The organism is Xanthomonas sp. LMG 12460 (genome assembly GCF_009192895.1).
GTDB lineage: Bacteria > Pseudomonadota > Gammaproteobacteria > Xanthomonadales > Xanthomonadaceae > Xanthomonas_A > Xanthomonas_A sontii.
Genome location: NZ_NKUH01000021.1, coordinates 1 through 12,930 on the forward strand (window position 1 = coordinate 1; position 12,930 = coordinate 12,930).

Here is a 12,930-nt window from a genome sequence, read left to right on the forward strand (position 1 = left end):
CCCACAGGGGCTTGCGGCGAGCCCGCCGGGTGCACTGTGGGAGGGACTTCAGTCCCGACGCATTGCGCCATCGGAACGCACACCACATCGCGCGTCGCGGCTGCATGACAGCTGACTCCTACAGAGCAAGCCGCATCCGGCTTGTGTGTCGCCGGATCGAGCGATTCGAGGTGCTGCAGGCAGCGCGTCGGTGTGCTTCGGCGCCCGTGCAGGACCGCTGCGGTCCTGCACGGGCGGCACGCACTACTGCAATTGCTTGAGCCGCGCGACGATCTCCTGCGCGTGGCGCTCGATCAGGCCTTCGGAGGTGCCCCAGGCGGTGCTGTTGGTCGATTCCACGTCGAACTGCGCGGCGGTCTTGCCGTTGGCATCGGCGACGGTGACGCGGCTCTTGATCTTGTCGCGCCCGGCCATGATGCCGGCCCAGAAGCGCGCACCGTTGCTGCGCATGTAGTAGTGATCGATGACGATGGTCATCTTGCGCGCATTGGCTTGGCCCTGCGTGCCGTGCAGGTGCGCCGCGTCCAGTTGCGCGTCGAGCTGACGGCGGAACATGGCCAGGCTCTCGGCATCGGTGTCGTCGTTGCCGGTGAGCTGGTACCAATAGGTTTCGGCGGTGGTCGCCTTGTAGCTCTGGTGCACCACGCTGTTGGTCGCGCAGCCGGCGGCCAGCAACATCACGCTCACCAGCGCGAGCGTTTTCCATTGCAGTTTCATGCTCTCTCCTTGTTGAATCCCCATGCCGGGGCGAACGCCGCCGGCCGCGGCAGCATAGCGGCTGCGCGCGGGCAGGCGGCAGGCCTAGCGCGTTGTCTCCGGATCGCCGAGCCACGCGGCCACGATCCGCGCATAGGCGCCGCTGGCCTTGCTCAGGTGCAGCCACTGGTCGACGTAGGCCTTCCAGGCCATGTCGTCGCGCGGCAGCAGGAACGCTTTCTCGCTGTACTGCAGCGGCCGCTCCGGCGCCACCGCGCACAGGCCGGGCACCTGGCGCTGCTGGAAGCGCGCTTCGGAGGCGTCGGTGATCATGACGTCGGCGCGGCCCTCGCGCAGGTCGCGGAAGATGGTGGGATTGTCGTCGGACAGGATCAGTTGCGCATGCGGCAGTTCGCGGCGGGCGAACGCCTCGTTGGTGCCGCCGCGGGGTTCGATCACCCGCACTTCGGGCCGGTCGATCTGGGCGATGGTGCGGTAGCGCGTGCGGTCGGCGCAGCGCACCAGCGGGATCTTGCCGTCGACCTCCAGCACCGCACTGAACCAGGCCTGGCGCTGCCGCGGCAGCGACACCGAGATACCGCCGACGGCGATGTCGCAGCGGTCGGCGAGCAGGTCCGGCAGCAGGGTCGGCCAGCGCGTGGGCACCCATTGCAGCTTGACCTCCAGGCTGTCGGCCAGCGATTGCGCCAGGGCGATGTCGATGCCGTCGTAGGTGCCGTCGCTGTGCAGGCGGCTGTAGGGCGCGTAGTCGCCGGTGGTGCACACGCGCAGCACGCCGCGTTGCAGGACGCTGTCCAGGTGCGAGGGCGCGGCGTGTGCGGGCAGCGCCAGCGCGGCGCCGAGCAGGCCGGCGGCCAGGCGTCGGATCATGCGGTTCTCCTGCAGCAGGGTGGGCATCGGTGCCCGTTGGCTGTACGCCGGCTGTCGCGCCGACGGGGCGCGTCACCTTAGCCGTTTTGCGCATGCACCGACGCAATCCCTGACGCGACAAGGCCTTGCGTGCACCGGGCGGGCGCCGGTGACGCCATGTTGCCGCTTGCCGCGCGCGGCGGCACGCGCCGGCAACGGAACTCGCGGCACGCTGTACCGGTCCGTCCCCCACATTCGTCCTCGCCGCTTGCCCATGGATCCTCGACCGTCGTGACCCCCCTTCCTGCGCAAGACCGATGGCTGCAGCTGTGGGCGGCACTGGCGACGGCGATGATCCTGGCCTTGCTGGGACGCCTGCTGTGGGGCACGCCGTCGGCGCCGCCGCGTGCCGTGGCCGAGGATGCGCTGCGCCTGGTGTTCCTGCCGCGGCAGACCGCGCAGCGTGTTCCGGCCCCGTCGCCGGCGTCCGCGCGCGCGCCGGCCGTGGACGCACGCATGCCGGCCGGGGCACGGCCGCCGCGCGGCGCCGCCGCGCCGCCGTCTTCGCCCTCGCAGACGCCGAGCGCGCCCGCCGCGGCCGCGACCGGCATGGCGGCGACGCTCTATACCGGCGATGGCCATCCGCGCCTGCCGGACGGGGTGGCGGTGGACCCGTTCGCGCAGGCGCAGGGCACGCCGCCGGGCACGCTCAATCCGCGCGACGTGGCCAAGTCCAGGCGCCTGCTCGAACGGCCGAACCCGATCGACTACCGGTCGACCCGTTTCGACAAGGACTGGGCCAGCGACGGCACCCTCGGCGACGTCGCGGTGCAGGGCATCGACCGGGCGATCAAGCAGCTGCTGCCCAAGAACACCCATCAGTCGGCGGTGGCGCGGCCGCCGCCGGACGTGCGCTTCAATCCGGCGCTGCACGAACGCCCCAGCGACCTCGGCAGCGAGGCCACCGGCGATGCCTACAAGGCCGCGCCGATCGCCTTCGAAAAGGTGCCCGGGTTGGATGGCGAAGCCAGTCGGCGGATTCGCCAGGCCCTGGCCGACCTGCAGCAACGCCGCGGCGCCTGCCCGGCGGCGCAGCGCGCGCGCCTGCTGGCGCCGGTGCAGCAGCACCTGGATGCGCTGCTGCAAGTGGAAACCGCCATGGCCAAGGGCGCCGACCCGATCCGCGCGCAGCAACTGCTGCCGCGCGAGGCCGACAGCGCCTACGACCTGGCGCGGCGCGCGCTGTGGTACGCCGATCAGAAGCTGGCGGCGTGTGCGCCGTAGGCGGGCGTGCAGGTCGGAGGACGCATGCAATGGTCGTCGCTGCTTGAAGCGCGAAGAGCGGAGGCCGCGAGCGATTCGACCTTGGCAGCAGTCGGGACTGAAGTCCCTCCCACAGTGCGCCCAGACCGTGTGCTGCACGTTCTTGTAGGAACGGCTTCAGGCGCGACGAGCGAAGGCGGTGCGCTATCCGGCCGCTGAAGCAATCGGGACCAACGACCCGCCCACGATGTTCCAGCCAGCGTACCGCATGCCCCTGTGGCAGGGACTTCAGTCCCGACGCGTGGAGTCTGGTGCCATCGTGGTGTGCAGGAGCCTGGTCGCGGCTGAAGCAGCTCCTACTGAGACCCGTGTCGGAAACAGCGCCGAGCGACAGGCCGTCACCTGCGTCCACGCGCGCTGCGCGATGATGCGCGCCCATCCCATCCGAGCGTGTGTCGCCGATGCCGCTTGCCCGTGCCGTGCTGTGCCTGCTGCTGTGCTGTGGCGTCGTCGCCGACGCGGCAGCGCGCACGGTGTACCGCTGCGTGCGCGACGGCACGGTCAGCCTGGCGACCGCGCCGGAACCGGGTTCGCGCTGCACCCCCAGGGAACTGGACGATGCGGCGATCGCCACGCCCAATCTGTGGGGCAACCTCGGCGTGTTCAGCGGCACCCTGTACGAGCGCGAGCAGGACGGGCAATTGGTCTACTCCACGCGCAATCTGCCGGGCTCGCGGCCGTATCTGCGCTTCACTGCGGTCACGCCGCCGGGAGAGGTGGCGCATCCCGGACTGGGCAAGCTCGGGGCGCCGCAACTGCAGGCGCATGCCAAACAGTTCCGCGCCGCGGCGCGCGCCACCGGGGTCGACGAGCCGTGGCTGCGCGCGATCGCGCATGCCGAGAGCGGCTTCGATGCCGCCGCGGTCTCGCCCAAGGGCGCGCAGGGGGTGATGCAACTGTTGCCCGAGGTCGCCAGGCAGTACGGCGTGCGCGATCCGTTCGCGGCCGACCAGTCCATCGACGGCGGCGCCCGCTACATGCGCGCGTTGCTGCGCCGCTACGCCGGCGATCGGGTGCTGGCCGCGGCGGCCTACAACGCCGGCATCGGCGCGGTGGCGCGCTACGGCGGCGTGCCGCCGTACGCGGAGACCCGCGCGTACATCGACAAGGTGATGGCGCTGTACCAGCGCTACCGCCTCGCGATGGGGATGGCCGTGGAGACGCCCGCGCAATAGCGGCGGCGCCCATCGCCGGCGTCGACGGGGGGCAGGCGGACGCGGCGTGGCCGCGGTGCCGCCCGCGGCGGCTCAGAGCGCGACGGCCTCCGCCTCGGCTTCGGTCGTCGCTTGCGCGTGCGGCGCTGTCGGCGCCGCGGCCGGCGCCGCATACAGATCCAGCAGCAACAGGGTCACGCCATTGGTCCAGCCGAAGCCGTCCTGCAGCGCGTACTCGCCGCCGCCGCCGCCCTTGGCCTGCGCGTCCACCGCGTACTTCTCCACCAGCTTGTGCTGCTGCGCGAACAGCGCCTGCACCCGCGCCAGGAAGCGGCTGCCGATGCGCTGCGCCAGGGCATCCTGGCCGTAGCGGCGCAGGCCGTCCACGGCGATCCACTGCAGCGGCGCCCAGCCGTTGGGTTCGTCCCACTGCTGGCCGGTATGCAGGCGCGTGGTCGCCAGGCCGCCGGGGCGCAGCAACTGCGCCTGCACGGTGTCGGCGCTGCGCTTGGCCCGCGCCGGCGAGGCGGCGCCGACGAACAGCGGGTACAGCGCCGCCGCGGTGACCTGCTCGCGCAGCCGGCGCTGCTGCCAGTCGTAGTCGGCGTAGTAGCCGGCATCGCTCCACAGGTGCTTGTCGATCGCGGTCTTGCGCGCGCTGGCCAGGGCCGCGTAGTCGGTATCGCAGCCGGCCGCGCCGGGGTTCTTGGCGCAGGCCAGGGCCAGGGTGCTCTCCAGGTGGTAGAGCAGGCTGTTCAGGTCGACCGGGACGATGGCGGTGGTGCGGATGCTGGCCAGGGTCTTGCGGTCGCCGAGCCAGCGGCTGGAATAGTCCCAGCCGCTCTCGGCGCCGGCGCGCAGGTCGCGGTAGACCTCGGCGGCAGGGCGGTCCTTGGCTTCGGCGGCGGTGCGCACGTCGTGCAGCCAGGCTTCCGGGCGCGGCGTGTCGCGCGCGTCCCAGTAACGGTTGAGCAGGCTGCCGTCGGCCAGCCGCACCACGTGCGCATGCGCGCTGCCGGGCGCCAGGGTCTGCGCGCCCTCCATCCAGTACGCGTATTCCTTCTGCAACTGCGGCAGGTAGCGCGCGTAGGCGGCATCGCCCTCCACCTTGGCCTGCAACTGCACCATGTGCGAGAAGAACGGCGGCTGCGAGCGGCTCAGGTAGTAGGTGCGGTTGCCGTTGGGGATGTGCCCGTAGGTGTCGATCAGGTAGGCGAAGTTGTCCAGCATCTGCCGGCTGCGTTCGTGCTCGCCGCTCTCCACCAGGCCGAGCATGGTGAAGTAGGAGTCCCAGTAGTAGACCTCGCGGAAGCGCCCGCCCGGCACCACGTACGGATGCGGCAGCGACAGCAGGCTGCTGTGGGCCGGCACGTCCACCTGGCGGCGCACCAGCAGCGGCCACAGCGCGTCGATGTGTTCGCGCAGGGCGGTGTCCTGGCGGATCGCCTCGGTCTGCACCGGGCCGGATTCCTCGAAGTTGGCGGCGACGAAACGGCGCAGGTCGAAGCCGGGCTGCTGGCGCTGCGCCAGATAGTCGGCGTTGATCAGCGCCGGGTCGCGCAGCGGCAGCGCATCGACGAAGTGCTTCTGGTCGTCGAACAGTTGCTGTTGCTGCACTGCCTGGAACAGCTCCGGGTAGGCCAGATCGGGCGTCTGCGGCGCCGGCGCCGGTGCGGTCAGCGTGGTCGTCGGTGCCGCCTGCGCATTGGCGGTATCGCAGTTGCCGAGCAACAGGCCGAGCGACAGGCTCAGCAGTGGGGTGCAGCAGGGGGGAGCGGCATGGCTCATGTCGGGTCCAGAGCAGGATGCGTGCGGCATGGTAAACGACCGAAGCGGAGACGGGGCGCGCGGCCGGATCCGGAGGCGCGGCCGCCGATCCCGCCTGGCGGTCGCACACCGCCCGGCTCGCACCGGTGAGGGACCGCAACGTCCCGCAGCATGCAAGAACGGGGCCGCGGGTGCGGCGCGACGCCGCGACGCAGCGCCAGCAGGCGCCGCGTGTCGTGTGCCGGAGGGGGCGCAGCACCCGCCAAGGTCGGGGCGACGGGGCGGTCGGCGCGCCGCGCGCGGCGGCGCGCGCAGGTCAGGGCGTCTGCGGCCGCTGGCGGTCCTTTTCGGCGCTGAGCGCGGCTTCGGCGCGCAGGAACACCTGCCCGATCGGCTCGTCCGCCCGTGCGGCCTGGGCGTCGCCGACCAGCACGGTCAGCCCGAGCGCCTGCTGTCGCGCGGCGATCTCGCGCAGGCCGCGCAGCTTCTGCTCGGCATCGGCGCCATGCAGCATGACGATGAACTCGGCATGCTCGGTGGCGCGGTCGACGCTGTCGGCACCGCCGTCCTGCACATAGCTGGCCAGGCTGCGGTCGAGCTGCTGCAGGCTGCTGCCCAGCAGGCGCTCGCTCTGCCGTTCGGCCAGTGCGGCCAGTTCCTGCACTTCCAGGATCACCACCCGGTAGCGGCCGTCGGCGCCGGCGCCGGCGCCGTGGGCGTCGGTAGCGTGCGGGTGCAGGATCGCCTCGCGTTCGCGCTGCAGCGCGCTGCGGCGTTCGTCGAGCAGGCGCATGGCGGTGCGCGCCAGCGCGCGCAGGCCCTCGCGCTGGGCCTCGGTGAGCTGGCGCGGCGTGGTGTCCAGCACGCACACGGTGCCCAGTGCGACCCCTTCCTCGGTCACCAGCGGCATGCCGGCATAGAAGCGCGCGCCGCTGTCGCCGCGGACCACCGAGATGTCGGCGAAGCGCGGGTCGTCGGCGAGGTCGGGGACTTCCAGCAACTGCTCGGGCTCGCGGATCGCGTGATCGCACACCGCCTGGCTGCGCGCGGTCTGCGGCAGTTCCAGGCCCAGTCGGGCCTTGAACCACTGCCGGTCGCGATCCAGCAGCGACAGCAGCGCGATCGGCGTGTCGCACAGTGCGGCGGCGATCTGCACGATGTCCTGGTAGGCGGCCTCGGGCAGGCTGTCGACGATGCGGTAGCTGTCGAGGACACGCTGGCGCTGGGCTTCATCGGTCATGGGCGGCGTCGGGTCTGGCACGGATTGCGGGGCGCAGCACCATACCGCAGGGCGCGGCGATGCCGCGTGGACAAGCGTGCAAGCGTGACGCCGTGCACGCACGAATCCTGCGCGCGCACGCCACGGCGTCGCCAGCGACGATGATCCGCGCGAGGCAGCCGGATCCGGACATTTGCCGTGATCGCATCAGCAGTTTCCCGGTCTGCAAGGTTCGGTGCGGAGCCGGAGTGTCGCGTCCGCAACGGCATCTGCGATGACCGTGCTGCGCGCCTCCGGATGACGCTGGCTGCGTTCTTCGGCGCCAGCACGCGCCACCACTTCGCAAGGACGATCAGCATGGTTCCGCTGGCGCTTCGCCGTTCACGCAGGCTCGCCGCTGGTGCACTTGCCCTCTCGCTGTCGACCGGCCTGGCGTCCGCCAGCAACGTGACCGGCACGATCAAGGACCTGTCGGTCCGTGCGACCGATGGCATGCACTACGTCGTGATCAACGGTACGCCGACGCAGCGCCCGGCGTGCGCGGCCAACACCACGTACGACATGAGCAAGGACGAAGCCTCCGATACCGGCAAGGCGCAGTTGGCAATGCTGTTGTCCGCCTGCATGGCGGGGAAGCCGGTCTGGATCGAGGGTGCCGACGCCTGCACCCGCTGGGGCGACGGCGAAGACGTTCGTACGGTGAGCTTCCACTGAAAGAGGCGAGCCGGGCAACGCTGAGGGGGCCGCCGGTGCGTGTGCGCCGATGCGCTCCTGCGTCCACCGCGATGGGGACCGCACTCGGCGATGTACGCCGGTCGTGCGCGGGGGCACGGCCGCGCCGGGTGCAGCGTGCGAGGCGATTGCCTGCGCATGTCGCGTGCCGCATCGTGCGATGGCGATGCGTTGCGATGGCGCCGACGCTCCATGCGGGCGTCGGCGCGTGGCGCATGGCGGGGCAACCCCGCCATGCGTGTGCGGCGTTACTGCTTGGCGGCAGTCGTGGCCTTCGCCTTGACCGGCTGGCCGTCGCTGTCCAGCACCTGCACCTCGCCCAGCTTCAACGCGCGCACCGGCGCTTCGATCTGCTTGAGGTCGCCGACGATGACCCAGGTCATCGCCTGCGGCGCCACGATCTCCTTGATCGCCGCTTCCGCCGCCGGCTGGTCGACCGCTTCCAGGCGCGTCTTCAGCGTCTGCACGTAGTCGTCCGGGCGGCCGTACTGGACGATGCCTTCCATCGCGCCAAGCACCGCACCGGTGGTCTCGAAGCTGCCGGGCAGGGCGCGCACGCGCTGTTCCTTGATCTTGGCGATCTCCTCGGCGGTCAGCGGCTTGTCGCCGACCACGGCCTTGGCTTCCTTGAGGATCTCGGCGGCCGACTCGGCGGTCTTGTCGGTCTGCACCGGGGCGAAGAACAGGAACGGGCGCTGGCCGATCGCGTCGATCATGAAGCTGTTGGCGACATAGGCCCAGCGCTTGTCCTCGCGCAGGTTCATGTTCAGTCGCGAGGTGAAGGTGCCGCCGAAGGCGCCGTTGGCCACGCCGATCGCCAGGTTGTTCGGCGCCGTGGTCGAGGGCGCGAGCAGGCCGGCCAGGATCAGCGACTGCGGGGCGTCGTTGCGGTTGATCAGGAACACGCGCGGCTTGGGCTGCGCGGCCACCTGCGGAAGGCGCTTGGTCGGGCGCTTGCCGGACGGGGCCTGCCAGTCGCCGAACGCGGCATCCAGCTGCGGAATGATCTTGGCCAGGGTGGTGTCGCCGGCGACCAGGATGCGCACGTTGTCCGGACGCAGCCAGTTGTTCTGGAACGCGCTCAGGTCGCTGGCGGTCAGGCTCTTGATCGCCGCCTCGGTGCCGGTGCCGGTGAGCGGCACGCCGTACGGATGGCTGGGGCCGTACAGCAGCGGCGGCAGGGTGCGCAGCGCCAGGCCCTGCGGCTGGGTCTTCTCCTGCGCGATCGAGGCCAGCCACTGGCCGCGGATGCGCTCGATGTCGTCGGCCTTGAAGGCCGGGTTGCGCACGATGTCGGCGAACAGCTCCAGCGACGGCGCCAGCTGGTCGTTGAGCGCGTTGAGCGAGGCATCGCAGCTGTCCAGTTCGCAGGACACGCTGGTCATCGCGCCCAGGCGCTGGCGGCGCTGCGCCACGTCCACCGAATCCAGGTTGCGGGTGCTCTCGTTCATCAGCGCCGCGGTGAAGTTGGCGGCGCCGAGCTTGCTGCCGCGGTCGGTCGCGTAACCGGCATCGAACAGCATCTGGATCTGCGTGACCGGAATGGTGTGGCGTTCGGCCAGCACCACCTCGATGCCGTTCTTGAGCTTGCCGCGCTGCAGCTGCGGGAAGCTCAGACTCGGGAACTGGCTTGTCTCCGGCACGCCGGCAGCGCGGTCCACCTGCGCCTTGCCGACCCGGTAGTCGCCCTTCGGCGGCACCTTCGCTGCGGGCTTGCCCGGGGCCGCCGCCAGCGGCTTGACCGCCTTGTCCTCGGCCGCCGGATCGAAGCCCTCCGGCGCCGGCAGCACGGTCAGCAGGTAGTCGCCCTTGCCGAACCAGGTGTCGGCGGCCTTGCGCACGCTGGCCACGGTGGCCGCCTGCGCGCGTTCCAGGTCCTTCTTGTAGGCGCCCGGATCGTTGCGGTAGACCTGGCCCTCGGCCAGCACCGTGGCCTTGCCGCCGACGCCGCCGACCTTCTCCAGGCCGCGCACGAAGCCGGCGCGGTAGCCGACCTGGGCGCGCTGCAGTTCGTCGGCGGTGGGGCCTTCGGCCAGGAACTTCTGCAGCTCGTCGGCGATGGCGGCCTCGACCTTGGCTGGGTCCACGCCTTCCTTCACGTCGGCGATGATCTGCAGTTGGCTGGCCAGCGCGAACGGCTGCAGGTTGGCGGAGACGTCGTCGGCGAGCTTGTCGCGGTAGACCAGGCGCTGGTACAGGCGGCTGGTCTTGCCGCCGCCGAGCACGGTGGTGGCCAGGTCCAGCAGCACCGCGTCGTCGGTGCCCAACTGCGGCGCCACCCAGGTGCGGTAGATGCGCGGCTGCGCGACGTGGTCGTGCTGCACGCCGCGGGTCTGCTTGGCCAGCGGGGTGATCCACGGCTGCTGGCGCGGCACCGGCCGGCCGGCGGGGATGTCGCCGAAGTACTGTTCGGCCTTGGCCCGGGCCTGCGCCACGGTGATGTCGCCGGCCAGCACCAGGGTGGTGTTGGCGGCGCCGTAGTTGTCGTGGAACCACTGCTTGACGTCGTCCAGCGAGGCCGCGTCGAGGTCGGCCATCGAGCCGATGGTGTCGTGCTGGTACGGATGGTTGGCCGGGAAGATGTTGGCCAGGATGTTCTCGTCGACGCGGCCGTAGGGGCGGTTCTGGCCCTGGCGCTTCTCGTTCTGCACCACGCCGCGCTGGGTGTCCAGTTCCTTCTGGCCGATCGCGCCGAGCAGGTGGCCCATGCGGTCCGATTCCATCCACAGCGCGGTGTCCAGCGCGGTGGTCGGCACGGTCTCGAAGTAGTTGGTGCGGTCGAACCAGGTGGTGCCGTTCATGTCGGTGGCGCCGACCTTCTCGAACGGCTGGAAGTAGGTGCCCTTGTGGTTCTCCGAGCCGGAGAACATCAGGTGCTCGAACAGGTGCGCGAAGCCGGTCTTGCCGGCCGGCTCGTCGCCGGACCCGATGTGGTACCAGATGCTCACCGCCACCACCGGCGCCTTGTGGTCCTCGTGCACCACCACGGTCAGGCCGTTGGGCAGGGTGAAGCGGGTGTAGGCGATCTCCGGCGCGGTCGCCTGGCCCGGCGCGGGCGCGGCCAGGGCGGACGGCGCGGCCACCACGGCGGCGCCGGTGCCGAGGGTGAGGATGCTGGAGATCAACAGCGACAAGGGTCGAAGCATGGGCCGGGCCTGAATGTGGACAGTGCGCCAGCATAGAGGGGCGGCGGCGGCCGCGGGAACGTGACTGATGGCACACCGCGGCGGTGCCGGGCGGGCTGGCCGCACCGCACGCGGCCAGCCGGGAGCGTGGCCGCGCGCGTGGGCTCAGGGACGCCGTGGCCCGCTCAGCGTGCGGCGCAGAAGCCGAACTCGGCGGTCGCGCCCGGGGCCAGGGTCTTGTTCCAGTCCACGCCGCGGGCGTTGAGGGTGGTGCCCGATTGCGTCCAGCTGGCGTTCCACAGGTTGTTGACGGTGCCGCTGATCGACAGCGTGGCGGTCCAGTCGCCGCTGCTGCCGCCGGTGTTGGTCACCTGCACGCGGTTGCAGTAGCCGGCGTTCCAGTCGCTGTCGACCAGCACCTTGGTGCTGAAGCTGCTGCCGGACGGCGGCGGCGTGGGCGTGGTGCCGCCGCCATTGCCACCACCGTTGCCACCGCCACCGTTGCCACCACCGCCACCGCCCGTGCTGCTGCCGTCGCCGTCCCACAGCTTCTTCAGCAGGGTCACCTTGTCGGTGCGCACCGTGCTCCAGTCGTCGTTGAGGATGCCGCCGGTGTCGCCGCTGTTCGGGTTCCACGACCAGTAGAAGCCGCTGTGGATGCCCTTGCCGATCAGGTAGTCGACCAGCGCGTTCTGCCACTGCACGTCCAGCGGGTTGCCCTGCCCGTACTTGCCGCCGAACTCGCCCAGCAGCAGCGCGTGGCCGGCCTGGGCGAACTGGCCGAAGTGCTGCTCCCAGATCGCCGGCATGTTGGCCGGGAAGTTGGAGGCGCTGAAGTACGGCTGCATGTAGACGTCCGGCCCGTACACGTGCGGGGCGAGCAGCAGGCGGTTGGCCGGAATGGCCAGCGCGGTGCAGGCCAGCGGTTCCAGGTTCTCGCCCCAGAAGTGCGCGGTGTCGCTGGAGCAGGTGGACGTGTTGGAAATGCCTTCGACCACGATCAGCCAGTTCGGCGCCGCGTTCAGCACCGCCGCCGCCGCGCGTTCGGCGGCCTTGTTCCAGTCGGTGGCGGCATTGCCGCTGCCCCAGGTGGCGGCGCCGTGCGGCTCGTTCTTCAGGTCCAGGCCGATCACCCCCGGCACCGACGCGTAGCGCTTGGCCACGAAGGTCAGGTCGTCCAGCCATTGCTGCTCGCTGTAGCTGCCGGTGTACCAGAGTTCGGAGATGGCGTTGCAGTCCGGCGTGTGGTGGTCGAGCAGCACGTACATGCCGCGGCTGCTGAGTTCGTTGACCACCTTGTCCAGGATCTGCAGCGAGTTCAGGCCCTGCAGGTCGGGATTGCGGCTGTAGTCGATGCTGCCGGGCGATACCGCCTGCAGCGTCTGCGGGCAGAACGGCAGGCGCACGGCGTTGAAGCCCAGGCCCTGCATCTGCGTGATCATGTCCTTCCAGTTGCGCGCCCACAGACCGTGCACGGTGTGCTGCGAGGTCTCGAAACCGAACCAGTTGACGCCGCGCAATTGCACGGCGTTGCCGGCGTCGTCCACCACCTTGCCCTGGTTGATGGCATAGCTCCAGGCCGAGCCGCTGGCGACCACGAGCGCCGCGGCCAGCAGGCAGCGGGTAATGCGGGAATGCAGGGATCGGTTCATCGCGATGCTCCGAGGGTGGCCGGTGCGGAGTGCGCCGGCCAAGGGGGCGGATACTTGGCGGCGATGATCGGCAGTGTCCGCCATGGCGGCCGTGACTGCCGTTGCAGAAGACGGGCTTGTCCACGGATTGCGCGCGGGAGCTGTGGTGATGTCCACGGGCGTGCCGTCGCCTGGTGAAAACGCCAACGGCAGCGTCGTGGGACGCTGCCGTTGAGGTTGCGCCCCGCGCGCTGCGCGGGGCGATGGCGCCGTCTTCAGCGGGCGGCGCAGAACCCGAACTCGGCGGTGGCGCCGGGGGCCAGGGTCTTGTTCCAGTCCACGCCGCTGGCGCTGAGGGTGGTGCCCGACTGCTTCCAGGTGGCGTTCCACAGGTTGTTGACGGTGCCGCTGAT

The 12,930-nt window shown here is 70.8% G+C and carries 10 protein-coding genes; 3 read left to right on the forward strand and 7 right to left on the reverse strand.

Annotated features, from left to right (window positions below; translation table 11 throughout):
• Window positions 1-243: 243 nt before the first annotated feature.
• Together CEK66_RS04740 and CEK66_RS04745 are read right to left on the reverse strand one after the other, a co-directional pair.
• The gene (locus tag CEK66_RS04740; protein WP_152236106.1) at window positions 244-717 is read right to left on the reverse strand and encodes a DUF4410 domain-containing protein; all 474 of its coding nucleotides are present in this window, start codon (window positions 715-717) and stop codon (window positions 244-246) included.
• 84 nt (window positions 718-801) lie between these two features.
• The gene (locus CEK66_RS04745; protein WP_152236107.1) at window positions 802-1,587 is read right to left on the reverse strand and encodes a transporter substrate-binding domain-containing protein; all 786 of its coding nucleotides are present in this window, start codon (window positions 1,585-1,587) and stop codon (window positions 802-804) included.
• A 270-nt stretch (window positions 1,588-1,857) separates the two neighbouring features.
• Here CEK66_RS04745 and CEK66_RS04750 point away from each other — a divergent pair, with 270 nt between their 5' ends.
• Window positions 1,858-2,850 carry a hypothetical protein gene (locus tag CEK66_RS04750; RefSeq protein WP_226978491.1) on the forward strand — a complete coding sequence of 331 codons (993 nt, stop codon included), beginning with the start codon at window positions 1,858-1,860 and terminating at the stop codon, window positions 2,848-2,850.
• 440 nt (window positions 2,851-3,290) lie between these two features.
• Window positions 3,291-4,064, forward strand: coding sequence for a lytic transglycosylase domain-containing protein (locus tag CEK66_RS04755; RefSeq protein ID WP_152236108.1), 774 nt, complete (start codon window positions 3,291-3,293; stop codon window positions 4,062-4,064).
• Between the two features lie 72 nt (window positions 4,065-4,136).
• Here the strand turns inward: CEK66_RS04755 and treA are convergent, their stop codons facing one another.
• Both treA and CEK66_RS04765 read right to left on the reverse strand, forming a co-directional pair.
• Window positions 4,137-5,831, reverse strand: a complete 1,695-nt coding sequence (gene treA, locus CEK66_RS04760) for an alpha,alpha-trehalase TreA (RefSeq protein ID WP_152236109.1) — start codon at window positions 5,829-5,831, stop codon at window positions 4,137-4,139.
• 295 nt (window positions 5,832-6,126) lie between these two features.
• Window positions 6,127-7,050: a GAF domain-containing protein gene (locus CEK66_RS04765; protein ID WP_152236110.1), complete on the reverse strand. Its 924-nt coding sequence runs from the start codon at window positions 7,048-7,050 to the stop codon at window positions 6,127-6,129.
• A 276-nt stretch (window positions 7,051-7,326) separates the two neighbouring features.
• Here CEK66_RS04765 and CEK66_RS20555 point away from each other — a divergent pair, with 276 nt between their 5' ends.
• On the forward strand, window positions 7,327-7,743 hold the full coding sequence (locus tag CEK66_RS20555; protein ID WP_226978492.1) for a hypothetical protein: 417 nt from the start codon (window positions 7,327-7,329) through the stop codon (window positions 7,741-7,743).
• Between the two features lie 266 nt (window positions 7,744-8,009).
• Here CEK66_RS20555 and CEK66_RS04775 read toward each other — a convergent pair whose 3' ends face one another.
• The 3 genes from CEK66_RS04775 to CEK66_RS04785 form a co-directional block, all read right to left on the reverse strand.
• Window positions 8,010-10,907 (reverse strand): pitrilysin family protein, encoded by a 2,898-nt coding sequence (locus CEK66_RS04775; RefSeq protein WP_152236111.1) that lies wholly within the window; start codon window positions 10,905-10,907, stop codon window positions 8,010-8,012.
• Between the two features lie 164 nt (window positions 10,908-11,071).
• Window positions 11,072-12,538, reverse strand: coding sequence for a glycoside hydrolase family 5 protein (locus CEK66_RS04780; RefSeq protein WP_152236112.1), 1,467 nt, complete (start codon window positions 12,536-12,538; stop codon window positions 11,072-11,074).
• 254 nt (window positions 12,539-12,792) lie between these two features.
• The gene (locus CEK66_RS04785) at window positions 12,793-12,930 is read right to left on the reverse strand and encodes a cellulose binding domain-containing protein (protein ID WP_226978493.1); all 138 of its coding nucleotides are present in this window, start codon (window positions 12,928-12,930) and stop codon (window positions 12,793-12,795) included.

Coding starts and splice junctions, on each gene's coding strand:
- CEK66_RS04740 (WP_152236106.1), bottom strand. CDS start 717: ATGAAACTGCAATGGAAAACGCTCGCGCTGGTGAGCGTGATGTTGCTG.
- CEK66_RS04745 (WP_152236107.1), bottom strand. CDS start 1,587: ATGATCCGACGCCTGGCCGCCGGCCTGCTCGGCGCCGCGCTGGCGCTG.
- CEK66_RS04755 (WP_152236108.1), top strand. CDS start 3,291: ATGCCGCTTGCCCGTGCCGTGCTGTGCCTGCTGCTGTGCTGTGGCGTC.
- treA (WP_152236109.1), bottom strand. CDS start 5,831: ATGAGCCATGCCGCTCCCCCCTGCTGCACCCCACTGCTGAGCCTGTCG.
- CEK66_RS04765 (WP_152236110.1), bottom strand. CDS start 7,050: ATGACCGATGAAGCCCAGCGCCAGCGTGTCCTCGACAGCTACCGCATC.
- CEK66_RS20555 (WP_226978492.1), top strand. CDS start 7,327: ATGACGCTGGCTGCGTTCTTCGGCGCCAGCACGCGCCACCACTTCGCA.
- CEK66_RS04775 (WP_152236111.1), bottom strand. CDS start 10,907: ATGCTTCGACCCTTGTCGCTGTTGATCTCCAGCATCCTCACCCTCGGC.
- CEK66_RS04780 (WP_152236112.1), bottom strand. CDS start 12,538: ATGAACCGATCCCTGCATTCCCGCATTACCCGCTGCCTGCTGGCCGCG.